This is a genomic window from Porphyromonadaceae bacterium W3.11 (assembly GCA_030434245.1).
GTDB lineage: Bacteria > Bacteroidota > Bacteroidia > Bacteroidales > Porphyromonadaceae > Porphyromonas_A.
In genome coordinates this window covers 372,186-396,392 of sequence record JAUISX010000002.1, presented here as the reverse complement: position 1 = coordinate 396,392, position 24,207 = coordinate 372,186, and the positions used below count along the sequence as shown (strand labels likewise).

General features: G+C 40.6%; 19 protein-coding genes and 1 pseudogene. 9 read left to right on the top strand and 11 right to left on the bottom strand.

All coding sequences use genetic code 11. The features are described from left to right. The first annotated feature begins 189 nt into the window (after positions 1-189). From rnr to QYZ87_04230, 8 genes are all read left to right on the top strand, one after another. Entirely contained in the window at positions 190-2,400 is a 2,211-nt protein-coding gene (rnr, locus tag QYZ87_04265) for a ribonuclease R (protein ID MDN4753746.1), read from the top strand. A gap of 14 nt (positions 2,401-2,414) precedes the next feature. Then, complete coding sequence (ruvB, locus tag QYZ87_04260; protein ID MDN4753745.1) at positions 2,415-3,506, top strand: Holliday junction branch migration DNA helicase RuvB; 1,092 nt, start codon at positions 2,415-2,417, stop codon at positions 3,504-3,506. Positions 3,507-3,515: 9 nt separating this feature from the next. Beyond that, positions 3,516-5,009 (top strand): hypothetical protein, encoded by a 1,494-nt coding sequence (locus QYZ87_04255; GenBank protein MDN4753744.1) that lies wholly within the window; start codon positions 3,516-3,518, stop codon positions 5,007-5,009. A gap of 75 nt (positions 5,010-5,084) precedes the next feature. Further along, positions 5,085-7,748, top strand: a complete 2,664-nt coding sequence (locus QYZ87_04250; protein ID MDN4753743.1) for a transglutaminase domain-containing protein — start codon at positions 5,085-5,087, stop codon at positions 7,746-7,748. A 7-nt stretch (positions 7,749-7,755) separates the two neighbouring features. Next, a complete protein-coding gene (gene rpoN, locus QYZ87_04245; protein ID MDN4753742.1) occupies positions 7,756-9,213 on the top strand; it encodes an RNA polymerase factor sigma-54 in 1,458 nt (485 codons plus the stop codon). Positions 9,214-9,321: 108 nt separating this feature from the next. Further along, positions 9,322-9,702, top strand: a complete 381-nt coding sequence (gene gcvH, locus QYZ87_04240) for a glycine cleavage system protein GcvH (GenBank protein MDN4753741.1) — start codon at positions 9,322-9,324, stop codon at positions 9,700-9,702. A 29-nt stretch (positions 9,703-9,731) separates the two neighbouring features. Then, entirely contained in the window at positions 9,732-10,247 is a 516-nt protein-coding gene (gene purE / locus QYZ87_04235) for a 5-(carboxyamino)imidazole ribonucleotide mutase (protein MDN4753740.1), read from the top strand. Positions 10,248-10,343: 96 nt separating this feature from the next. Further along, on the top strand, positions 10,344-10,841 hold the full coding sequence (locus QYZ87_04230) for a copper resistance protein NlpE N-terminal domain-containing protein (protein ID MDN4753739.1): 498 nt from the start codon (positions 10,344-10,346) through the stop codon (positions 10,839-10,841). A 232-nt stretch (positions 10,842-11,073) separates the two neighbouring features. On the opposite strand, the gene QYZ87_04225 is transcribed toward QYZ87_04230, so the two are convergent. The 11 genes and pseudogenes from QYZ87_04225 to QYZ87_04175 form a co-directional block, all read right to left on the bottom strand. Next, positions 11,074-12,576 carry a DegT/DnrJ/EryC1/StrS family aminotransferase gene (locus QYZ87_04225; protein MDN4753738.1) on the bottom strand — a complete coding sequence of 501 codons (1,503 nt, stop codon included), beginning with the start codon at positions 12,574-12,576 and terminating at the stop codon, positions 11,074-11,076. Further along, positions 12,562-12,705, bottom strand: a pseudogene (locus tag QYZ87_04220) (pyridoxal phosphate-dependent aminotransferase). Before QYZ87_04220 ends, QYZ87_04225 begins: the two are co-directional and overlap by 15 nt. Positions 12,706-12,720: 15 nt before the next feature. Continuing rightward, positions 12,721-13,365, bottom strand: a complete 645-nt coding sequence (locus QYZ87_04215) for an acetyltransferase (GenBank protein MDN4753737.1) — start codon at positions 13,363-13,365, stop codon at positions 12,721-12,723. Continuing rightward, positions 13,366-13,983 carry a sugar transferase gene (locus tag QYZ87_04210; protein MDN4753736.1) on the bottom strand — a complete coding sequence of 206 codons (618 nt, stop codon included), beginning with the start codon at positions 13,981-13,983 and terminating at the stop codon, positions 13,366-13,368. An 8-nt stretch (positions 13,984-13,991) separates the two neighbouring features. Continuing rightward, positions 13,992-15,161, bottom strand: coding sequence for a glycosyltransferase family 4 protein (locus QYZ87_04205; GenBank protein MDN4753735.1), 1,170 nt, complete (start codon positions 15,159-15,161; stop codon positions 13,992-13,994). 4 nt (positions 15,162-15,165) lie between these two features. After that, positions 15,166-16,284: a glycosyltransferase gene (locus tag QYZ87_04200; GenBank protein MDN4753734.1), complete on the bottom strand. Its 1,119-nt coding sequence runs from the start codon at positions 16,282-16,284 to the stop codon at positions 15,166-15,168. 58 nt (positions 16,285-16,342) lie between these two features. Next, a complete protein-coding gene (locus tag QYZ87_04195) occupies positions 16,343-17,509 on the bottom strand; it encodes a hypothetical protein (GenBank protein ID MDN4753733.1) in 1,167 nt (388 codons plus the stop codon). A gap of 124 nt (positions 17,510-17,633) precedes the next feature. Continuing rightward, the gene (locus QYZ87_04190) at positions 17,634-18,641 is read right to left on the bottom strand and encodes a hypothetical protein (protein MDN4753732.1); all 1,008 of its coding nucleotides are present in this window, start codon (positions 18,639-18,641) and stop codon (positions 17,634-17,636) included. A gap of 64 nt (positions 18,642-18,705) precedes the next feature. Next, positions 18,706-19,971 (bottom strand): flippase, encoded by a 1,266-nt coding sequence (locus QYZ87_04185; protein ID MDN4753731.1) that lies wholly within the window; start codon positions 19,969-19,971, stop codon positions 18,706-18,708. 10 nt (positions 19,972-19,981) lie between these two features. After that, positions 19,982-21,256: a nucleotide sugar dehydrogenase gene (locus QYZ87_04180; protein MDN4753730.1), complete on the bottom strand. Its 1,275-nt coding sequence runs from the start codon at positions 21,254-21,256 to the stop codon at positions 19,982-19,984. A 30-nt stretch (positions 21,257-21,286) separates the two neighbouring features. Then, entirely contained in the window at positions 21,287-22,264 is a 978-nt protein-coding gene (locus QYZ87_04175; GenBank protein ID MDN4753729.1) for an SDR family oxidoreductase, read from the bottom strand. Positions 22,265-22,611: 347 nt separating this feature from the next. On the opposite strand from QYZ87_04175, the gene QYZ87_04170 reads away from it, so the two are divergent. Beyond that, the gene (locus QYZ87_04170) at positions 22,612-23,484 is read left to right on the top strand and encodes an SDR family oxidoreductase (GenBank protein MDN4753728.1); all 873 of its coding nucleotides are present in this window, start codon (positions 22,612-22,614) and stop codon (positions 23,482-23,484) included. The last annotated feature ends 723 nt before the right edge of the window (positions 23,485-24,207 follow it).

Below are 24,207 nucleotides of genomic sequence, written 5' to 3'. Positions count from 1 at the left end.
TTTTGACATTTCATGTAATATAAAAAATGATCTAATTCGATTATGGAGATCTAAGAGCATTCTAAAAAAAAGAATCATAGTCTGTGCCCGATATTTTCTAATAGTTTGTGAATAAGGTCATTTCAAAATCTGCAACGACTAGAGGAATTTGGGTATCTTTGTGATAAGAAAGAATAATAAAAAAAACTTATGAGTAAAAAGAAGATTAAAAGAGGTAAAGCCTCAACAAACAATAATAAGAGGGACGACAGAAGAGGGAAACACACCAATTCAGATTCTAGAGCACGAAGCATAGCTCAAATTCGCGGGTTAGTACTGCGTTACTTCCGCAATGACCGTAGCAATGCTCCTATTCACTACAAGCAGCTGGCGAGTAGTATTGGTGCAGAGGGCGAACTCGCGTACGAAATGGTACACGAGTCCATGGACCAACTGGTCCGCGAGAGAATTCTTGCTAATGGCAAGCAAGAGGGAACCTTCCGCTATAACTCACCTAAAAAAATGTTGGAGGGAGTCATCAAGCGTAAGTCAGGGAGAGGGGATAACCTCTTTTTCCCAGATGATGGTGGTGACCCCATTCGCGTAGCAGAGCGAAATACCAATAACGCTATGGATGGCGACCGAGTGGTCTTACACCGACTCGCTACTCGTCGAGGTCAAGATGCAGAGGGAGAGGTGATAGATATTCTAGAGCGTGCGGAGTCAAACTTTGTCGGGGTACTATCCGTTCGCAAGGATGTCTGTTTCTTACTAACCGAAAGCAGAAAACTAGCTAATGACATCTTCATCCCTCAGAATAAGATGAATGGGGGTAAGGATGGAGACAAGGTCATTGTCCGAGTGACAGCATGGCCAGAGCGTGCGAAGAATCCCGAAGGCGAGGTGCTGGCTGTGATTGGAAAGCCTGGCGATAATGATACCGAGATGCACGCTATCTTGGCGGAATTCGGCCTTCCGTACCAATATCCAGAGGAGGTAGAGGCTTATGCCAATCAATTGTCCCCTGACATGGCATACGATGAAAGCTATCAAAGAGAGGATTTCCGTAAGGTCCCCACTCTAACGATAGACCCTGATGATGCAAAGGACTTTGATGACGCCCTATCATACCGAAAAATCAGCGACAATAAGGTAGAGGTAGGAGTTCATATCGCTGATGTAACTGCCTATGTATTACCTGACGACATTATCGATAAGGAAGCTGCTGAGAGGGCTACCAGTGTTTACTTAGTGGACCGAACCATCCCTATGCTTCCTGAGCGTCTCTGTAATGACTTATGTTCACTCAAACCTGATGTAGACCGTCCTGCCTACTCCGTGATATTTGAAATGAATCACGAGGGTAAGGTGCTGAAGCATAGAATTACTCGCACCATTATCCATAGCGATAGACGACTGACATACGATCAAGCTCAAGCCCTTATTGATGGTAAAGATGGAGCAATGAAGGATGAGGTACTGGGCTTGCAACGACTAGCAGAGAAGTTGAGAGCGAAGAGAATGGCAGATGGGGCTATCGCTTTTGAGAGCGAAGAGCTCGCATTTAAGTTGGACGAAAAAGGGAAGCCTCTTGATGTCTATGTCAAGCAGACGCTAGAATCTAATAAACTGGTGGAAGAATTTATGCTCCTCGCGAATAGATCTGTGGCTTCCTTCATTCACCACCTACGTGATGAAAAGAATCCACCGACCTTTGTTTACCGTGTCCACGACCGCCCAGATGAAGAGAAATTGGCTACTCTAAAAGAGTTTGTAGGAAGACTGGGCTATCGCCTGAATATCACTGGGACACCTCAGATGCTGGCACAGAGTATTAACAAGCTTCTGGAGGATGTAAAAGGTAAGCCAGAACAAGACCTGATAGAGACACTGACAGTACGTAGCATGTCTAAGGCTGTTTACCAAACCGATAACATAGGTCACTATGGACTGGCATTCGAGGATTACACTCACTTTACCAGTCCCATACGTCGTCATCCCGACATGATGGTTCATAGGCTCCTCACCCACTATATGAATGGTGGCAAGAGTGTCAATAAGGCAGAGTTAGACGAGATCTGCAAGCATGACTCCAATATGGAGAAATTGGCGGCTGATGCCGACAGAGCATCAGTGAAGTATAAGCAGGTCGAGTACATGCAACAGTTCTTAGGTCAGTTCTTCGATGGTGTCATTAGTGGTGTTCAGGACTTTGGGATCTTTGTTGAACTCACTGCCAATGGTTGTGAGGGACTAGTTCCTATTCGAGACATGGATGATGATTTCTATGAATTGGATGAGCGCACCTTCTCTTTGGTTGGTATCAATCACAAGAGACGTTACTCGCTTGGGGATAAAGTGACCGTGAAGATTGTAAGAGCGGACTTGGAGCGTAAACAATTGGATTTCGAGCTGGCATAAATGGCGTAAAGCAGATGAAGGACGAGGATAGAATCATAGAGGGGCTAGAGGAGTTTGATATTCGTGGCGTAGAGCAGGGCACAACCGTTGTACCTGAGAGCGATGCCTCCGTTTCAGACAAAGACAATGCCCTACGTCCCATCGCCTTTGAGGACTTCAAGGGACAGGATCAGGTGGTCAGCAATCTGGAGATCTTTGTGAAGGCAGCGAAACTCAGAGGTGAGTCACTTGATCATGTCTTATTGCATGGACCTCCCGGTTTGGGGAAGACCACTTTATCCCAAATCATAGCGAACGAACTTGGCGTGAATATCAAGGTCACTTCGGGTCCTGTATTGGACAAGCCGGGAGACCTTGCAGGTGTACTCACCTCCCTAGAGCGTAATGATGTGCTTTTCATAGATGAGATACACCGTATGCCACCTGTCGTGGAAGAGTATCTGTACTCTGCCATGGAGGACTTTCGCATAGATATCATGATAGACAAAGGGCCTGGAGCAAGGAGTATCCAGATAGAGCTGGAGCCTTTCACCTTGATTGGTGCGACCACTAGAAGTGGACTTCTGACAGCACCTCTACGAGACCGATTTGGGATCAATATGCACTTGGAGTATTATGATACGGACACCCTTAGAGGCATCATTCTAAGGAGTGCGGAGATCCTCGGGACCATGTGTGATGAGCAAGCAGCACAGGAGATAGCCTTCCGTAGTCGATGCACCCCCCGTGTTGCGAATGCCCTCCTACGACGAGTGAGGGATTACGCACAGGTCAAAGGTTCTGGACGAATCAATCTAGAGATTGCTACCTACGCACTAGAGGCCTTGAATATTGATAAGCACGGGCTAGACCAGATTGACCACAAGATACTGACAGCCATTATGGATAAGTTTGATGGCGGACCTGTGGGCATCAGTACTATAGCGACAGCTATAGGCGAGGATTCTGGTACCGTGGAAGAGGTCTATGAGCCATTCCTTATTAAAGAAGGCTTTATGAAGCGAACGCCTCGAGGACGAGAAGTAACCCGTCTGGCCTACGAACATTTTGGAAGGGACTTTCACATCAAACCCCTCCATAAAGATCTTTTTAGTGACATAGATTAAGGTAAGGAAATGGCAGGTGGTGGCATGCGAGGACTGATGAAGGATACCGTAATATACGGTGCTACCAATATCATCAGTAAATTTCTTAATTGGCTACTAGCACCCTTTTATATTAGGGTGCTGGCAAATAGTGCTGAATACGGGATCGTTACAAACCTATATGCATGGGTGAGTGTCGTCCTGGTGGTTCTCACTCTAGGGCTAGAGACGGGATTATTCCGTTTCATCAATACCGCAAAGGAGCCTAATAAGGTTTATGCGACATGCCTTAAGATTTTATCCGTCTCTGTAGGCTTATTTTTCATAGCTGGGCAGTTGGGCGTTGGCGAGATATCGAGTTGGCTAGGTTATCCTAATCATCCAGAATTTGTAGGGATATTCATTGCTATTGTGAGTATGGATGCTCTACTTTCGCTCCCCTTTGCCTATTTACGATATGAACGAAGACCATTAAGGTTTGCCTTTTATAAGTTCCTATTCATAGGACTAAATATTATCCTCAACCTCTTCTTCCTAGTCTTCTGTCCCTACCTTGAAGCACAGGGCATCGTATTACCACGTTGGATCTATCGTCCAGACTATGGAGTGGGATACATCTTTATCTCTAATCTCATTGCTACCGGTACAGAGTTGCTATTCATGCTTCCGGTGATTAAGCCTGGACTCAAAGGGTTTGATCGCTCCTTGGTACCACGCTTAGCTAAATATTGTCTCCCACTGGTACTCTTAGGCTTAGCAGGTATTCTGAATAAGATGGCTGGCCAAATCATGCTCCCTATGCTTTATGAAGACCGCCTGGAAGGGATGACACAGCTAGGTATCTATGGAGGTAATCTGAAGATTGCTGTAGTCATGGTGATGTTTATGCAGGCCTTTCGCTTTGCTTATGATCCCTTTGTCTTCAGTAAGATGAAAGAGGACGATGCCGGAAATGCATACCGAGTAGCGATGAATTACTTCGTCTTCTTTGGGACACTAATCTTTCTTGGCGTGATGTATGGGATGGATATATTTAAGCACATCGTAGCACCGGACTACTATGTAGGGCTGAGTGTGGTGCCTGTGGTGATGGCATCCGAGATTCTCTTTGGCATCTATTACAATCTCTCCATCTGGTATAAGATCAGTGACCGTACTCATTACGGAGCAATCTTTAGTGTCATCGGTCTAGTTGTGACCTTCTTAATCATTGTACTTGGAGTGCCACGATATGGGATCATTGCATGTGCTTGGAGTGCGTTTGCCTGTAATGGAGTGATGCTTTTACTCAGTTACTTCTTCGGGCAGAGGATTTATCCCATTCATTACGATACCGGGAAGCTCATAGGAATGCTACTACTGACCACCATATTTTACTTTGTAGGGATGAAGATATCCCCTCAAGAACTTTGGCTAAAACTAACATTGAGAGGAGGGCTATTTATACTCTATTCCTGGGTGATTATTCATTTTGCCACACCTGAATTAAGGGCTCTCATTACTCGATTCGTAACACGCAAGTAAGTGAACACTGCAAAAATGACGAATAAAGTGTATATTTGGAAAGAAAATAGAATTGATCAAAATCATTGAGCGCGTATGAAAACATTCTGGACAATACCTTTAGTGATGCTTCTCTTCCTTGTCTCCTGCAGTGACAAGAGTAATGAAGAGCAACTTTTCCCTGCAAGTATCATAAGACAGGCAGAAAAAGACCTAATGGAGAAAAGTGAATACCTAACAGGTGATAACTCTATTTGGGAATTGACCAGGCAGCCAGATATACCTGATAATGAACAGTCTGCTCTGACGTGGATCTATGCCTACTCATGGACTCCAGACATCTTCGATCATACGGTGGACTATCACTTAAAAAACATTCAGATCGCCCTTCAAGCACGAAATGAAATGCCTTGGGGTAAGTCTGTACCAGCAGATCAGTGGAGACACTTCGTACTTCCTTTAAGGATCAATAACGAAACCCTCGATGACTTCCGAACAGCCTATTACGAGGAGCTGAGGGATCTAGTGCAAGGGATGACCATGGAAGAGGCCGTTCTTGAGATCAACCACTGGGCTCACCAGCATATCACCTATGCACCGAGTGACGGTCGTACATCCTCTCCTATGGCAACCATGCGTAACGCTCTTGGTCGGTGCGGTGAACAGAGCACCTTAATGGCTGCTGCTTTACGTACAGTATGTATCCCAGCCCGCCAAGTTTATACACCTCGCTGGGCTCACACGGACGATAATCACGCGTGGGTCGAAGCGTGGGTCGATGGAGAATGGAAGTATCTAGGTGCTAGCGAACCAGCTCCTGTCTTAAATAATGCATGGTTTGATGGGCCTGTACTGAGAGCGATGCTTCTTCATACCAAAGCGTTTGGACCTTACTCAGGACCAGAAGAGTGGCTTGGAGAAAACTATGTTAATACGGAGCTTAATGTGAGTGAGAATTACATCCCCACAGCACAAGCGAAGGTGCAAGTGAAAGATCAAAATGGCAATCCAATGTCGGGGGTAACCGTAACATTCCGACTCTATAACTATGCCGAGTTGTACCCTCTCGTGACACGCACTACGAATAAGCTGGGCGAAGCCTCAGTGAAAGTGGGATATGGTGACGTAATGGCAGTTGCGAGTAAGGGGGATGACCTTATGGCGATAGGCCAAATCTCGGTAAAAGAGGGAGGAACTACCTTAGAGATGGTGCTCCGTCCTTATAGTGACCTGCCCGAAGAGCAGCATTTTCGCATTGTACCTCCAGTCGCACGTGTGCCTAAACTGGAGATATCCGAAGAGATGACCACTACTTGCAATGCTCGGATAGAAGAGAATAATAAGACTCGCCACGCCTATACCGATACGTTTCCGACTGAAGCCGAGGCGGAAGCGTTGGCAGATCGCCTAGAGCTTAAGGGAAAGATAAGAAGCGAACTCATCCGCTTATTCCCAATGGCTCGAGGATATCATAAGTCGATTGAAGATTTCCTTATGAATGCTAAGGATAAAGGTAAGGCCAATGAGGCGGTATTACTCATAGCAAGTCTGATGGAAAAGGATCTTCACGACGTGGATATTGAAGCTCTCCAGCAAGCACTATCCCGTGACCTCACGACTAATGAATGGCAGGACCCTAGGATCATATCACCTAGAGTGATGCTTGAGCATATATACCAGGCCGAACCAACACTTAAAGAGGCCTTAACCCAAATCAGTAATCGAACCAAAGATTGGGACAAACTCAATAGACTAGAGCGAGCAAATGTCATTGCCCAAGCTATTGGGACCAAGGTTGATGAACGCTATAACCCTAATAAGTTACCGATCAATCCAGCGAATGTCTATAAGTATGGCATTGGAGATAGTCGTAGCTTAACCATCTTATTGGTACGACTACTGAGGACAGCTCACATCCCCGCAGAGTATGACGCCGCTAACTCAGTAGTGCGTATCTGGGACGAAAGAGAGAAGTCACACATCATCCCATTCTTAGAAGAGAAAGAGGACGAAGAAGAGCCTAAAATATCTGCTGAATGCGAACTTAAGCTTAGCTATAAGCCTGCAGGGTATCTCAAGCAACCTAAGTATTTTACACACTTCACAGTCGGATACATAGATAAGGGACAGCTAAAGACATACGAATTTGAATACGACCAGCCTTTCGATGCGATTAATGGAGAGAAGTTGGTTTATCCAAATAACTATACCATGACTGGTGTTCGCCTTGCAGATGGGTCTGTCCTGATGCGTATGGCAAAGCTAGAATGTGGCAAGGCCTCACCACTTGTCTTTGATCAAGATGAGGACGCAGCTAGTGTGATCGGAAGCTTGAACGCGGAATCAACTTATTATGATCTTAAGAGTGAGACGGAAAAGCCTATCATCCAAACGACTGGAAGAGGTTTTTACATCCTCGTTCTTGGCAGGAATCATCACGAACCTACAGATCATATCCTACGTGATATTCATAAGATAGCTAACGAAGATGGGGGCTTGCCATTACCAACTATCGTACTGACAGCTGACAACACAGCTCCTACTGACGAGCTACAGGCACTACTACCAAATGCTGTATGGGGTGAAGACAAAAATAATATAGCAGCTCAGGTCATCGCTGGTTGTCAGCTCCCCGCCATGGTGGATATGCCTCTCGTAGTGATTGCCGATACATTTAATAGAGTAGTCTTTGTATCTCAAGGCTATACCATCGGTATCGGAGATAGATTACAGCACGTGATTGCACAGGTAAAAAACTAATAGGACGATGGCTAAAGGGAGCGAAAGCAAACTAACACAGAAACTTTCTCAGAACCTCTCGACATGGCAGATTCAGCTAATGCAGATGGTAGCTCTACCACATGCAGAGCTGGCAGAACGGATCAAGCAAGAGCTCATAGAGAATCCTGCATTAGAGGAGGGCCCCGCTGATCATCAGGACCAGGAAGAGAATACTTACGAAGCAGAGCTTGGAGAGACTAAGACTGCCGCGGAGATAGACATGGATAACTACATGGATCCTGATGAAGTCCCTGATGCTACACTCAAGAGGTATAATAGCGAAAAGAAAGCCGCCTTCGAAATCCCCTTCTCTGAGGACCCTACTCTTCTAGAGCAATTAGAGGAGCAACTCCTGATGTCCTCCTTATCACATGAGGATCAGAAGATTGCCAGATTCATCATTGGCAGCCTTGATGATGACGGATACTTACGTCGAAGTCTCGAAGGATTAGTCGATGACTTAGCCATCTACCAAGGGGTTTACATAGAAGTACAAGACCTAGAGCGAATACTCAAAGTCATACAGACACTCGATCCCCCAGGAGTAGCAGCACGCTCCCTGCAGGAATGTTTACTCATTCAGCTCAAGAGATGCACCACATCGCCTATTAGAGATCTAGCTATCCGTATTACCTCTGAGCTATTTGACCTGTTTAGCAAAAAGCAATTCAACAAACTTCAAGAGGTCACAGGGGCAACAGATGAAGAGCTGAAGGAAGCCAGTGCCATGATTACAAGTCTTAATCCTACTCCTGGCCTAGATTACACTAGCAAGCTGGAGGATACCTTTATGACGGTCATCCCAGACTTCCAGGTCACAGAATCACAGGGCGATCTCGTTGTCACCCTCCTATCTGGCGATATCCCAGAGGTTCGTATCAGCAAAAGCTTTGAGGAACAGATGCAGGAATACACAGGAGACCTACGCAAGCTCTCTGGGGATCAAAAGGATGCAGGACGTTTCATCAAACAAAAAATTGACGATGCCCGCTGGTTTGTTGAGATGATCAAACAGCGAAATAACACCCTCATCAGCACCATGCTTGCGATCGTGGATTACCAGAGAGACTACTTCCTCACAGGCGATATCCACCTGCTCCGTCCTATGATTCTAAAGGACATCGCCGAGATGACCAATTATGATATCAGTACCATCAGCCGAGTAACCTCGACCAAATATGTACAGACCGATTTCGGCCTCTTTCCCCTAAAGCACTTCTTCAGCGAAGGGACGATGAGAGATGACGGGACCGAGATGTCCACCCGAACCGTAAAGGAGCTATTGGCAGATATTATTGCAGGAGAAGATAAGCGCCATCCCCTTTCAGACGAAGAGTTACGAAACAAGATGAAAGAGCACGGATATAATGTTGCGAGGCGTACGGTCGCTAAATACAGGGACATGATGAATATCCCTATTGCAAGACTCAGAAAAGAGTTGTAACTTTGTTGCGGACAATCTCCTTAAGAATGGTAATAAAATTCATTAGGGAGGCTGTTCTTGTCAAAACCAAAACGAGAAAACTTTTTACTAACTAAAAATTATAAGATTATGAACTTTCCAGAAAATCTAAAGTACACAAGGGATCATGAGTGGCTACTTATCGAAGGCGATAAAGTCACTATCGGGATTACAGACTTTGCTCAAAGCGAGCTAGGCGAAATCGTATATGTAGATGTTGATACTGAAGGAGAAGAGATCGATGCAGAGTCTGCATTCGGATCTATCGAAGCAGTAAAGACAGTATCAGACCTTATTTCACCTGTAGCAATTACTGTAGATGAGCTGAATGAAGCGCTTGAAGATGAGCCAGAGCTTGTTAATAACGACCCTTATGGCGAAGGCTGGATTATCAAAGCTACACTTGCAGACCCATCTAACATGGACGGCTTGTTGTCAGCTGACGAATACAAAGCTCTAATTAAGAAATAAGAACCTTATAAAAAAGAGGAGAGACAAAAATGTCGCTCAAACCAGTAGTAAGCATTATCATGGGAAGTACAAGTGACCTCCCAGTAATGCAAAAATGTATAGATATCTTTGAGCAGATGGAGGTGCCATACGAAGTGCACGCTCTATCTGCACATCGGACACCCTCCGAAGTTGAGGGATTTGCCCGTAATGCAGCTTCACGTGGAATACGTGTCATCATTGCTGCTGCAGGGATGGCTGCACACCTTCCTGGTGTCATAGCAGCAATGACTACTCTTCCAGTTATCGGAGTTCCCATAAAGTCTACCCTTGAGGGGATGGATGCCCTATTGGCTATCGTACAAATGCCTCCAGGTGTACCAGTCGCCACTGTTGGTATTAATGCTGCTATGAATGCAGGATTATTAGCAGTGCAGATTTTAGCAACATCTGATGAAGATTTGGCTGAAAAATTTTCTTCATACAAGGAGGGCTTGAAGCAAAAGATTGTATCGGCTAATCAAGATTTGAGCCGTCTTGAAGGACTTAACTTCAAAACAAACTAAACTTATAACAAAAGAATTCGTTCACAGACGATCTGCATTATTAGCATCGACGGTGAACTTGAATATTATTTCACATATTACATTTATTATTAGATCATGAAGAAAGTATTTTATTTAGCAGTGGCAACTATTTTTGCCCTTTCATTTGCATCATGCAAATCAGACAAATCTCAGAAGAACGAGGAAGGTAGTGTTGAAACTACTCTAGAGGAAGCAGCAAACAATGTATCTGAAGCTATCTCTGACCTTTCTGACGAAGCAAAAGCTAAGTTTGAAGAACTTGGTGAAGGTTTCTTCGGTACTTACGTAGCTACTCTACCAGGTGCAGACAATGCAGGCTTCGAGACTACCCTCGAAATCAATTCAGACTTGACTTACAACTGGTCACAAAACGTTGTTGGCGTTGAGGATGTAGCTACAGACGAAGGTAAGGTAACCGACATTAACTCTGATCTTGTATTGACACTCGTTTCAAACAACGGTGAGACTCAACTTTACAAGGTTATCGATGGCAATAAGCTTCTTATGCTTAACGAAGACGGTTCTGAGCCAGCAGCTGAAACACGTGAATTCTATATCTTTACTCGTAAGTAATAGATAAATCACATAGAAAAAAGAGGTGGTAATCAAATATTTGATTACCACCTCTTTTCTATTTATTACGGTCCTATTTACCAGCATTGAATAAAAACCATTTCTAGAGGCTTCCTACTGCCTCCCTTAAAGCTTCAATCATCAAGCACGGTTAATATTATCCCTCCCATATCTCCGCCGAGCATATAGTATATTTGAGCCACAATATACATTTCATCCTCGAAAAAAAAGATTAAACCATCTCTAAGATAATACCAGCGACCCGCTTAATGTCATCATCAGTAAGCGTAGATCCCGAAGGCAAACAAAGACCGTCACCAAACAACCGCTCAGATGTACCATCTCCATAATAGGGAGCATCTGCAAAAACAGGTTGTAGATGCATTGGTTTCCATAACGGACGGGTCTCGATATTCTCCTCTTCCATACGTAACCGTACATCTTCTCGTGAAAAGCCGGCCTTCTCAGGATCGATCACGATACTTGTCAGCCAGTAGTTGGAGTCGAAGTCGCTACTAGGATTAGTCTGGAAGGATAATCCAGGCACATCCTTTAACAATGCTCTATACAGGTTATTTATCTCTCTCCGTCTAGCAACATGCTGCTCTAGGACTAACATCTGGCCTCTACCTATCCCAGCACTCACATTACTCAGACGATAATTATACCCAATATGAGAGTGCTGATAGTGTGGTGCTTGATCACGAGATTGTGTAGCATAGAACATTACACGCTTTGCCGCTTGCTCTGTAGGACAAATCAAAGCACCACCCCCAGAAGTAGTAATAATCTTATTACCATTGAATGATAGTGCTGCATAATCACCGAAAGTACCACAAGCCCTTCCCTTGTATCTAGAGCCAAGTGCCTCAGCAGCATCCTCCAGTACAGGGATTCCATATCGATTTGCTATTTCCAGGATATCATCCATCTTAGCTGGCATACCATACAGATGCACTGGGATAATCGCCTTAGGCTTCTTTCCTGTTTTTGCTATTCGATCCTTAATAGCCTCCTCCAAAAGAACGGGCGACATATTCCAAGTATCCTCTTCACTGTCTATAAAGATAGGAGTTGCCCCCTGATATACGATCGGATTGGCACTTGCAGAGAAGGTAAAGCTCTGACAAATCACTTCATCACCAGCTGTGACACCCAACTGTACCAGTCCCAAATGGAGGGCAGCTGTACCAGCACTAAGAGCCACAACAGAGCCATTCCAGCCCCCGTTCCCCCTAAAGGGGGCATCTTCTGTAGCTCCCCCTTTAGAGGGATGCGTGGCTTGTGAGGCTCTCAAGTTCTCTGTTATAGTATCAAACACATAATTAGTATTTCCAATGACCTCTTCATTGGTAAAGCGGATAATTCTATACCCTTGTTTCTTGAGCCACTCCTCTCTTATTTTGTCATCTTTTTGTTGAGTTGGATTATTATGATATCCACCATCAATCTCCACAATTAACATTTTATCCAAACATACAAAATCAACGATAAACTGACCAATAATATGCTGACGACGAAATTTATTTCCCTCCAACTTATGCCCTGACATAAGCCCCCACATGATACCCTCCGCTTCAGTTGGGTTATTTCTATTGTGTTCAGCCCTCCTTTTTAACTCTTCATAATACGCTGGATCAGCCGAGTTTAATACAGAGCCCCCGTTCCCCCTAAAGGGGGCCTTTTCTGTAGCTCCCCCTTTAGGGGGTTGGGGGGCTTCTAAATATTGCTTCAGATCTGCCTCAAAGCCATTCACATTAGGGCCCAATGGCACCACAAAGTTATCATCAAACGCCTGCTGAATAAATCTCTGCTCCTCCCCACCCATGTGGGCTAATGACAGCCATATCCTTTCTTCCTTCATAATAATAATAGTTTTTCAATGAAACTTAATTGGTTTTGCAGGGACCCCGACCGCGGTACAATTGTCAGGCAAAGATTTTGTAACTACCGCTCCAGAACCAACTATAGTACTTTTACCAATCTCTAATTGATTGATTATTTTAGCACCAGTACCAACATATACTCCTTCTCTTATAATAACTTCACCCGATATGTTTACTGTTGGCATAAAAGAGCAAAATGACTCAATGATAGTGTCGTGGCCAACAGTACATGATAGATTGAGAATAACAAAATCATTAATTTTTATGTTTACCGTTAAAATCGTTCCTGCACATATAATACACCCTTTCCCAATCGATAATACTTCCTTGGGAGCATGTATAACTGATGGGTGAACCAATGTTGGATAAGATATTTTTTCATTAGTAATCTGTTCTATTACTTTTCTTTTCACTTGAGGACTTCCAATAGCAACAACAATTGACAAGTCTTCTTCATAAGTATTAATCTCATGCATTCCTCCCAAAATGGGGTAAGAATTTATTAGTTGCCCCTTCTCTTTTCCGTCATCAAAGTAACCTATAAATTCATACTGATGATGGCTAGCATTTATATCTTCAATTAGCCAAGCCACCTCACGTCCAAAACCTCCGGCACCATATATAGCAATTTTTTTCATTTAATCAGACATATTATTACCTTTAAACATCTCCATAGTTGCACTTGAAGCAGAGTTTATTCCTTCCCTTTTAAATATCTTGACAATAGTCTTTATTACTATTTTCAAATCTAAAGCTAATGAGATATTTTCTACATACCAAACATCGTATTCAAACTTCTGTTGCCAACTGATCGCATTACGCCCATTCACCTGTGCCCATCCTGTAATACCAGGTCTAACATTATGCCTTTTTCTTTGGTGTTCACTATATAGAGGTAGATATTGGACTAGCAAGGGTCTAGGACCGATAAAGGACATATCTCCCTTTAGAACATTCCATAGTTGTGGCAGCTCATCAATTGATGTTTTTCGAACAAAACGACCAACCCTAGTCAAGCGTTCTGCATCAGGGAGTAACTCATCATTATCATCTCGCTCATCCGTCATACTTTTGAACTTATAGAGCTTAAATATCTTCTCATCTTTCCCTGGACGTTCTTGACAAAAAAAGGCACATGCACCTTTATTAGCAAAGTGCAACCATATAGTTACAATTATAAGAAGAGGAGACAAAAGAATAAGTAAAAGCAATGCCCCTACTACATCAAAAAATCGCTTAAAAAAAATTCTATACATATTTTCGATTATAATTTCTTTCTATCGAGAATTTTTGCTTCTTCCTTTCTATACATTTCCAAAGTCGCTTTCCATACATCTTCTCTTTTAAATCTAGAAGCAATTAATGTCCGAGCATTAGAGGCGTAAAACTTCACACGCCCATTCTCCTTGATAAAGGACGCCATTCCTTTCTTTAGAGCTGAAATATCCTTAGATGGAACTATAATGCCATTGAATTCATGGATAATAATTTCATTAGAACCATTAATATCTGTAACAATACTCGGCAAGCCCATTGCTCCAGCTTCCAAAACCACATTAGGAAAGCCTTCGCGATAACTCGGAAAAACTAAAGCATCTGAAACGGCTAACCATGGTCGAATATCATTCTGATATCCCACCTCTATAATATTAGGGTTTCTCTCTATCTCAGTCATCGTCTCAGGTAGCAACGGATCCAATTCTTTCTCATAACTTCCAACTAAGAGTAATTTGGCGTTTGCGTGATTAAGTTGTTTAAAGGCTGCAATCAATTCATTAATTCCTTTATCCTTCACCAATCTGCCAATAAAAACAAATACAAAATCATCACAAGAAAGCCCATATTTCCCTCTTAACTCAAGCCTTTGATCCTTGAAAATCTCAGGATTAAAATAGTCTAAATCAATTCCAGCCACATTTCCATTATGAATTAACTCCAGTGGTTTCTTAGTTATCTTGTGGTTTATGAGATCGTTCTTAACCCCATTACCCTCTGGGATAACCTTTGTTGCACACCAACAAGTAATGGCATCTGTACACATTAAGACCTTTTTTCTTAAACCTTTAGAAGTAGGAAAAACAAGGCCTGTAAAAGTATGAATACGAATAGGGACCCCAGTCAGTTTTGCAGCGATCATAGATATCAAACCAGCTTTGGGAGTCATAGAGTGTACAATACAAGGTTTTTCTTTTCTAAAAAGCCTTATCATTGCAAACAAAGACTTCAAATCTTGTAATAAAGAAATATGTCTCGCCATAACAACCTCTTCGGTACGAATACCTTCAGACTTTGAAATCTGATTTAGTTTCTCAAGCCCAGCTGCGACTGCTATTACTTTATACTCCTCATTAAGCCATCTCAACTGTCCCTTAAGAAAATTAAGAGATCCTGCAACAGTTGCAGTTCGAATAAGAATTTTACTGTTCTTCTTCATGAAATTATATTATTTTCTTAAGCTGTTCATAAATGGTGGGCAATGAGTAATCAACAGCTCTCTCCCGTGACTTCTTAGCGTAATACATACGCTTCGCGTAGTTATCAGAAAGGAAATTTATCGATTTAATTAATCCTTCAACATCTCCTGTATTTACTAAAACACCAAACTTTGCTTGATAAAAACCACCTTGCGGAATAATAACATCCTCATTATCGTTCAATAACTCCAATGGTCCAGATAAACAGTTTGTTGCAATTACAGGAAGCCCTACACTCATAGCTTCCAACAATGCGTTTGGGAAACCCTCTGAATCACTTGAAAGAATAAATATGTCATCTCGAGAAATCACTCTTAACACATCATTAGTTTTCCCTGGTAGATTTACTTGACCTTCTATTTCAAGCTGTATTACCATATCTTCATAATCATTTCTTAAAGCTCCATCACCCCATATCGTCAAACTATGATGTGGCATCTGTTTTATAACGTTAAAAAGCAACATATGATTTTTAACTTTTTCAAATCTTCCAACAGTTACAATTTTAGATACTTCTTTTTTAGGATTATGTACAATTGACGTAATTTCAATAGGATTATATATAACTCTCATTGGTATTTTTATCCCAAAGTTTTTTGCCAAGTCCTTATTAATATATTCTGAATTTGAAAACAAGATATCAGCTCTATTATAAAATAACTTTAAAAGAAACCTTGAAATAATAAACCCCAGATGCGATCCTCTTTTATATTCCATTGAAGGATAGTTTCGTTCGCTAATAATAAATTTAGTTCTGGAATTAAATAAAGCTACCATGCCAGAAACTATATTTGGTCTAAAGAGAAAAGATATAGAGGCATCAATATGATTACGTTTTAAATATTGTCCATATTTTACAAATGCAATGGGGACACTAAAAAGTCTTCGTATAAAGGAATTATTATTGTTTGGAAACAAAGTAATTATTTCAACATTGTCAGGAATAGAATAATGAAAGTCATCATAAAGCAAAAACAAAGTAACTTTATAATCATCAACCAAAATAGGCAACAGAATAGATATAACTTTCTCGGCACCTCCTGCTCCCATAGACACAGAAAAGATAGATATTTTTCTCTTCATAATTTATTAAATAAGCAATTATACTTAAATAGGCGTACAGTATTTTGACATTCAGTTCTTATATATAGTTGCCTTTTCTAGAATTACTTTTAAGGATGAATATAACCATTAATACAAAAGGGAAAAACATATATTTTTGACGCATCGCGAGACCTAAGTTATACATAATTGCCGCATTGGGTATGGAAATAGACAATATAGAAAAAATAGAAAACCAATAGAAAAAAGACAATCTATCTTTTTCATATCGTAAACGTTTTCTTTCAGCACAGGATTTTATATAATAAAAAAACAGCAGAACCCAAACAGTATTCTCTAATGAAGCCAAAAAGGTTAATAAATTTCTGGCATCGAAAAAAAGTGGTCTAAATAAATAAGAAGTCCATTTCACAATAATATTTTTACCTTGCATATTCACAGTCGAACCACCCTCAGCTGTTGTTTGCTCTAGTTCCTGAAACTTTTCATTTATTGACTGGGCATCTTGAAGTGCTATAGTCTCAGAAATAGCCACATAACCAGGAATTGCTAAAACTAACATAACAAAAACAGTTAATATGCGACCTTTAAAAGAAATGATATTACCCTTAAATATCACTGTAATCAAAAATGCAAACGCAACCAAAGCAACGATATGAACTCGTACCATACTAAATAATATGACAGCGAATATACAATTAACTATTTTTTTTTGAAAAAAAACAAGATAAATTATACTACCAATTGCATACATTGCTAGAGCATCTTTTCCTAAAGCACAAGACCAAAAGTGCAGATTAGGCAGTAAAAAAAGGTAAAACAAATTAGTCCAACGTTCAGAAATTATTGACGAAGAGACTTTGAAAGTCCTAACAATCCCAATTAATCCCAAAATTGAAAATGGCCAATACAACGCAAAATAATTAAGCCCTAACAATTTATTTAAGTAGTGGACAATATATATAAGTGCTGGCGTTCCAAACCTGAAATCGACTCTCCCTAAATAATATTGACTATTAACAACACCTCTATTAAAATAACCTAGTGCATCAAAATTACCACCCTGCAAAGTCATCAAGTAGTAAAAGACAGTCATTATAGAATGTTCTACGATCATTAACACTAATACTTGGTTAACCCTCTTATTCTTAGTTTTATATCTCTCATAAAGACAAATATTTATAACTATTGCAAGCACAGGCACTAGTACATCTGCTACATTATAATAAAAAATTGGGGATGTCATTTCCTCCTATAGTTTTTTATAATAATTAATATATATTACAATAAAGAACACTTAATAACTCCAACTAATAGTCGAACGAATAATCCCAACGACATAGTCCAAAAGTTATTACAATTAGTTCAAATCAATCAACACTCGTTATTAAACTCTCTAATATCCACTCTTGAAAATCAATACTCGTTTCATGCCATTTTAGAGAAGAATCCCAATAACCTGGAGCATTCTTTATACCAGTTACTCCAAACGCATAACTCATTTCAACAATTAATGGATTATTATTATCAATCACAAAATCATATGCACAGGATTGCAATTTCAGTTTTTCCGAAACCTCTAGTGCAATTTGGACTGCATCTAGGTTTATCTCATCATAATTAAAAATTCCACTTCCCGACGCTCTAAAATCTCCGTCTACTACCATTCGTCTTTCTGCAATGGCCCTTCCATTTATCACGACAACTCGAGTATCAAATTTATTATTAGGAATAAAATCCTGGAAATAAACATATCCTTTTTCTTTTGGCATAAAAGAAATTTCATATTTCTTTGGAAATAAAAAAAGCCCTACATACTTAGCAAAATCATAAAAACTATTTCGTCCAGCTAGAAAACCTTTAAAATTTCGACCTGCCATTTTTAGAGGAGACATTTTCATACCAGAACTAAACATCTTCCGAATATATTTCTTCGCCTTTTTTTTGTTCTCTATCAAAAAGACATTTGAGCTCCCAGCCCCACCCCTTAATTTAAAAACTTTTGGATAACTCGTACTCATCGCCCAATTCAGGGCTTCAGTCTTATCATAAAAAACATAACTTGGGACAATGGGTGCTTCAATTGCTTCCAAAAGATACTTTTGAGCCACTTTATCATCAAAATGCCATCCAGTACTAAAATTTGGATAGACTTTCACTCCTGCATGCTCTAAAGCAAATAAAATCCTTTTTGCCGCCAATACATCTTTGTAATATCCATGATGGTGATGCCACAAAAGCACATCACAATCTTTTAGTTGCTTTATGATATCAGAGTCGTAACAATTGACAATTTTATAATCAATATCTCTCTCTTTACAATAAGTTATCCAACGATCAGAAAAACTGCCCTCTCTATAATGTATACCTATTTCCACTTAACTTACTTGTTGTATAAATACTATATAATTAAATTTATTATACTGGCTTTCTATGAATATTTCAGTAACCAGACTCGCTCTTTATTTTTCTCCCCGTTTTCATAACGCTAATGCCTAATATTGCTCTAGTAAGTGTAATCGTCAATGCTGCTCCAATATAGTCGAAATAATACACTAAAGGAAATGATAATAGAAAACCAAGTATTGAACTTATAAATGTTACGTTTCTTAACTTTCGCTCATGACCTAATATTATCATAAAATTAGTTCCATATATATTACTTAAAGCTAAAAAAACAAGAGAGATGGACATAATACGTAACACAGAAACAGCATTGCCAAACTCAGGTGTAAAAAACAACTTGACTAGCAGTGGAGCCAAGAGAAATAAAAAAAATGAAAATGCCAATGATAAGTAAATATTTATCTTTACGTATATATCATGCTTCTCTATCCTTCTTGTCAAAAAAGGGAAAAAAGTTCTTGATATCATAATCATAAATTTCTGAAAAATGGTAACCAGCTTATTTCCAGCATCAAGTAATCCATTTGAAACACTTCCGCCAAAAACACCTAGTAATACTATAGTAAAACTATTATAGAAGTTTGGCATAATGTTATTTATAAATACATCAGTACTATTCTTTATCGCTTTTAGTGCACCAGAAAAGGTTGGTTTTTTTAATTTCACATTCCATTTGCATAGAATTAAGTACATAGCTATTACCCCTGAAACAATATAACCAAGCGATGTAAACAGAGGTTGTAATATATAATCAGACTTTTCTTTAATAAATATAAAGACAGCCACTGTAAAAATTAACTTCGACAAAACATTAAGAATAGTGATATACTTCATTCGCTCCATTGCTTGGAAAAACCAATCTGGAAACATTATTTGTCCTGGAATAATTAGAAAGGTAATTAGAATAACGGTTCGGTTCTCACTAAACTTAGGTATCAAAAACAGAGATGCTAGCAATATCAAAAAGGATATCGCCATCAAGAGACACCTTCCCCATAAAACGTCAGAAAAAATCTCTGAAATTTTTTCTTTATCCTCTCTATTCTTAGCTACATCACGAGTAGCAGTATAATTAAATCCCCAATCTGCAATGGTTTGAAACCACATAATAATGGCTGAGGCAAATGCAATTTTGCCAAAACTATCGACTCCTATTACCCGTGCTAGATAAGGAATTGTAATTAACGGGAAGATGTAACTTGCTACCTGCAGTAGAGTAAGGTAACCAAAATTACTTAAAAGAACGGTAGCATCTTTACTACTACGAATTCTCTTTATACCTTTCCGTATCTTTTCTTTCATATGAGCCAACTTATAGTCTTGTGTCTACGCCTCGACCCAAAATCCATTTTACATCATACACGACACTTTTACTAAGAGCTATGTTTTCCCACTCTAAATCTTCATACTCTTTGTGGGCTACAGCGAGGATGACAGCATCAAATTTAGCTTCTGGGAGCTCATTGGTAATCTCAACACCGTACTCTTCTTTGGTGATAGCTGGGTCAGCCCATGGATCATGGATAGTGACTTTACAGTTGTATTCTTCAAGGGTATGTATAATATCTATCACCTTAGTATTGCGGATATCGGGACAATTCTCTTTGAAAGTAAAGCCGAGTATCAGTACATTTGAATTGAGCACTTGAATACCCTTCTTAAGCATTGCCTTAATTACTTGATCTGCTACGTACTCACCCATACTGTCATTCATACGACGTCCAGCCAAGATGATTTCTGGATTATAGCCATACCGTTGAGCACACTGAGCTAAATAGTAAGGATCGACCCCGATACAGTGACCTCCTACCAACCCTGGCTTAAAGGATAGAAAGTTCCACTTCGTACCTGCTGCCTCTAGTACATCCTGTGTGTCTATACCCATACGGTTAAAAATCTTTGCCAACTCATTCACAAAAGCAATATTAATGTCACGCTGTGAATTCTCTATCACCTTAGCCGCTTCTGCGACTTTAATCGATGGGGCTAAGTGTGTCCCAGCTGTTATTACTGAGGCATATACTTGATTGACTATTTCTCCCACCTCGGGTGTAGAACCTGAGGTTACTTTTAGAATCTTTTCAACCGTATGCTCTTTATCACCTGGATTAATGCGCTCAGGAGAGTAGCCAGCATAAAAGTCCTCATTAAGCTTAAGCCCCGAGACCTCTTCTACAACTGGGATACACTCATCCTCAGTAACACCAGGGTAAACGGTAGATTCATAAACCACAATATCACCCTTGCTAATCACTTTCCCCACGGTCTTACTCGCTCCATAGAGTGGTCCTAAATTAGGATTTTTATTTTGATCTACTGGTGTAGGAACAGCCACCACATAGAAATTACACTCACGAAGTTTATCAATCTCTGTTGTACAGATAAAACCATGCTTATCAATCGCTTCTTTGAGCAAGTTATTATCCACTTCCAAGGTAGAGTCAACACCTGTCATCAATTCATCAACTCGAGCTTGATTGAGGTCAAAGCCAATGGTTGGAAATTTAGTTGAAAATAGTCTAGCTAAGGGAAGTCCTACATACCCTAAGCCAATAACACACACTTTAATATCTTCTAATGTAAGCATATCTTATATTTTATAACCCAATAAGTTTATTTACAAATTCTCATGATACCAGCGAACCGCCTCTCTCAATCCTTCTTTCAAAGTATGACTAGGCTTATACCCTAACAGTTTCTCTGCCTTTTCGATAGAAGCTAGAGAGTGTGGAATATCACCTGCTCTATTTGGTCCATGCTTCACCTCAACATCAGCAATTGCTGGATCGTATTCTACAAGATACTCTTTCAGGTAACCCACCAATTGATTCAACGTGGTGCGATCACCTACAGCAGTATTATAGACCTCATTAACGGCATCTGGATTTTGAGTGAACAATGCTCTTTCGTTCATCTGTATCACATTGTCAATATATGTAAAGTCACGAGAAAACTCTCCAGTCCCATTGATCACTGGACTTTCGTGATTCATGAATTGCTTTACAAATAGAGGAATGACTGCCGCATAAGCCCCATTAGGATCTTGACGACGTCCAAAGACATTAAAATAGCGTAGCCCTATGGTCTCTATGCCATAAATTGAACTAAAGATCTCGGCATAAAGTTCATTAACATACTTAGTGATGGCATAGGGTGAGAGTGGCTTACCGATCTTTTCTTCAACCTTGGGCAACTCTTTAGAATCCCCATAGGTAGAGGAACTAGCGGCATATACAAAACGCTTAACACCTGCATCTCTAGCAGCAATAAGCATATTCACAAAGCCTGATATATTAACGTTATTTGTGGTAGCAGGATCTTTAATAGACCTCGGCACCGACCCTAAAGCAGCCTCATGAAGAACATAATCCATCTCTGCAACTGCACGCTCACAATCCTCAGGATGGCGTATATCTCCTTCGATTAATTCATATTGCTCAGACTTAAGGAATGGCTCTATGTTATACCTATGCCCTGTAGAAAAATTATCAAGGCATCTTACAAAGTGCCCTTTACTCAAAAAATATTCGGTGAGATTTGAACCAATAAAACCGGCACCACCGGTAATCAAGATCTTATACTTCTTATCCATCATTATCACTAAATAGCGACTGTCATTCCCTTTTAATTACAGTGCATAAATAAATACAATTGACATAGGATAAAACTCAACTTACAAGTCATCTTATTTAGAGAAGATTTTATTCCTATGTCTGCAAAAGTAACGATTTATAGCCTATAATAAAAAACATTGTCTTCTTATTAACAGAAGAGAAACAGAGTAGAATCGTGACCTACAATAGCATAGGCATGCACTTGGGTATAACTTGCTAGAGAACAGGCCCTAACATTAAAGTTTGTAAAATCAGACACCATTCATTTATTTATCCATATATTGTCTCATACATTAGATATTTATTAAAAATAAAAACTCATAACACTATGGCTTTAAGACAAAATCAAGTAGTAGTCATAACAGGGGCTGCCGGCGGTATTGGCCGGAGTTGTGCCTATGCTATGAGAGATTATAAGTTGGTAGTAACGGACTACTCTCAGGAGTTGGTCGATAAACTAGTGATGGAGCTGAAGGGCGAGGGAATAGATGCCCTGGGGTTTGCAGCTGACATCACTGATAGCAAGGCTATGGAGGAGCTGAAAAACTTGGCTCTGAGACAGGGGAACTTCAAAGCGGTTATCCATACTGCTGGTGTCAGTGGTGCCACAAAGGATCTAAGGCGTCTTTTCGACATTAACCTTAGGGCTACAGATATAGTGATTGACACCTTCCATGACATCTCTAGGAAGGATAGTGTGATCGTACTGATAGCTTCGATGATGGGACACGCTGTACCGCCAAATCCTGCCTATGATGAGGCTTTACGACACCCGAACAGTAAGGATGCGTTCTCTACCGTAGAGCCCTTCACTAATAAGAATTCTGACCTAATGTACAACTTCACTAAGCGTGGGGTATTACTGCTCTGTGAGGACAACGTGATGCGCTTTGGTAATATGGGGGCGAGGATCGTTACCATTTCTCCGGGAGTGGTCTTCTCTCCTATGGTTAAGCAGGCATGGGCTGACCATCCTGAAGCGATGGAGTCTCAGCGTCGGATGACTCCAGCAGGTCGTTATGGAGTGCCTGAAGACATTGCCGAAGTGGCAAAGTTCTTGATTAGCGATGCGGCTGAATTCATTACCGGTACCGATATTATGGTAGATGGTGGACTTTTTTCTCAAATTGCCAAAGCAAAGCAGAATGCGGCGGAAGCTAACCCGAAGGTGGAAGAAAATAAAAAGAAAAGCGAAAAGTAATTTTTCTTATAGGATATAATGGAATGAAAAAGGCTTATCCTCATGAGGGTAAGCCTTTTTACTACCCTCCGATGCCACATAGAGCGTTCGGCAAATAATCCCAGACTAGGATCACTTGCAGATTGATTAAAACGATCTAACAGTATGGGGCTCCACAAATCACCTCAGAAGATAAAACATCTCGAGCAGAAATCAAAAACTGAAGACCTCATTACGACTTGTAAGCTATTTCACTAAACGTGCATAAAAACAGAGGGAATCAGAAGTACAACAACAAGCAACATACTGATTTTCAATAGAACACACAACATATCAAAACGCAATCACGAAGACCACTTTTGGTAGTCATAAGGAGCCTAATTTCTAGTTATATGAAACAGAAATGTTTCTCATATAAAAGATTTATGTTTCCTATGAGAAGCGTTTGCGTTTCTCATAGGAAGAATTTCCAGCCCTAAAAAGGGGGTTTTTAAATAGATCTCCCATCTTTTCGTCACCGCTAGTCAACTTAAGAGCTAATCCTCCAAGGCTTCACAAAAAAAGCCCCCTCACAACATAGACGAGAAAGAGCTGTCATAGTGTTTCACAGAGCATTAGCCATATTGATATTTCCTAAAATGGCATCTGCTTAACAAGAGAACCGATGTCAAGATGTACTTATCGTCGTCTGACCATCACCTGCCCCTTACACTCGGAATCTATGGGCAGACTCTTCTAAGGTTA

Bases quoted from the DNA above. Each gene is read 5' to 3' on its own strand.
- rnr (MDN4753746.1), top strand. From the start codon at position 190: ATGAGTAAAAAGAAGATTAAAAGAGGTAAAGCCTCAACAAACAATAAT.
- ruvB (MDN4753745.1), top strand. From the start codon at position 2,415: ATGAAGGACGAGGATAGAATCATAGAGGGGCTAGAGGAGTTTGATATT.
- QYZ87_04255 (MDN4753744.1), top strand. From the start codon at position 3,516: ATGGCAGGTGGTGGCATGCGAGGACTGATGAAGGATACCGTAATATAC.
- QYZ87_04250 (MDN4753743.1), top strand. From the start codon at position 5,085: ATGAAAACATTCTGGACAATACCTTTAGTGATGCTTCTCTTCCTTGTC.
- rpoN (MDN4753742.1), top strand. From the start codon at position 7,756: ATGGCTAAAGGGAGCGAAAGCAAACTAACACAGAAACTTTCTCAGAAC.
- gcvH (MDN4753741.1), top strand. From the start codon at position 9,322: ATGAACTTTCCAGAAAATCTAAAGTACACAAGGGATCATGAGTGGCTA.
- purE (MDN4753740.1), top strand. From the start codon at position 9,732: ATGTCGCTCAAACCAGTAGTAAGCATTATCATGGGAAGTACAAGTGAC.
- QYZ87_04230 (MDN4753739.1), top strand. From the start codon at position 10,344: ATGAAGAAAGTATTTTATTTAGCAGTGGCAACTATTTTTGCCCTTTCA.
- QYZ87_04215 (MDN4753737.1), bottom strand. From the start codon at position 13,365: ATGAAAAAAATTGCTATATATGGTGCCGGAGGTTTTGGACGTGAGGTG.
- QYZ87_04210 (MDN4753736.1), bottom strand. From the start codon at position 13,983: ATGTATAGAATTTTTTTTAAGCGATTTTTTGATGTAGTAGGGGCATTG.
- QYZ87_04205 (MDN4753735.1), bottom strand. From the start codon at position 15,161: ATGAAGAAGAACAGTAAAATTCTTATTCGAACTGCAACTGTTGCAGGA.
- QYZ87_04200 (MDN4753734.1), bottom strand. From the start codon at position 16,284: ATGAAGAGAAAAATATCTATCTTTTCTGTGTCTATGGGAGCAGGAGGT.
- QYZ87_04195 (MDN4753733.1), bottom strand. From the start codon at position 17,509: ATGACATCCCCAATTTTTTATTATAATGTAGCAGATGTACTAGTGCCT.
- QYZ87_04185 (MDN4753731.1), bottom strand. From the start codon at position 19,971: ATGAAAGAAAAGATACGGAAAGGTATAAAGAGAATTCGTAGTAGTAAA.
- QYZ87_04180 (MDN4753730.1), bottom strand. From the start codon at position 21,256: ATGCTTACATTAGAAGATATTAAAGTGTGTGTTATTGGCTTAGGGTAT.
- QYZ87_04175 (MDN4753729.1), bottom strand. From the start codon at position 22,264: ATGATGGATAAGAAGTATAAGATCTTGATTACCGGTGGTGCCGGTTTT.
- QYZ87_04170 (MDN4753728.1), top strand. From the start codon at position 22,612: ATGGCTTTAAGACAAAATCAAGTAGTAGTCATAACAGGGGCTGCCGGC.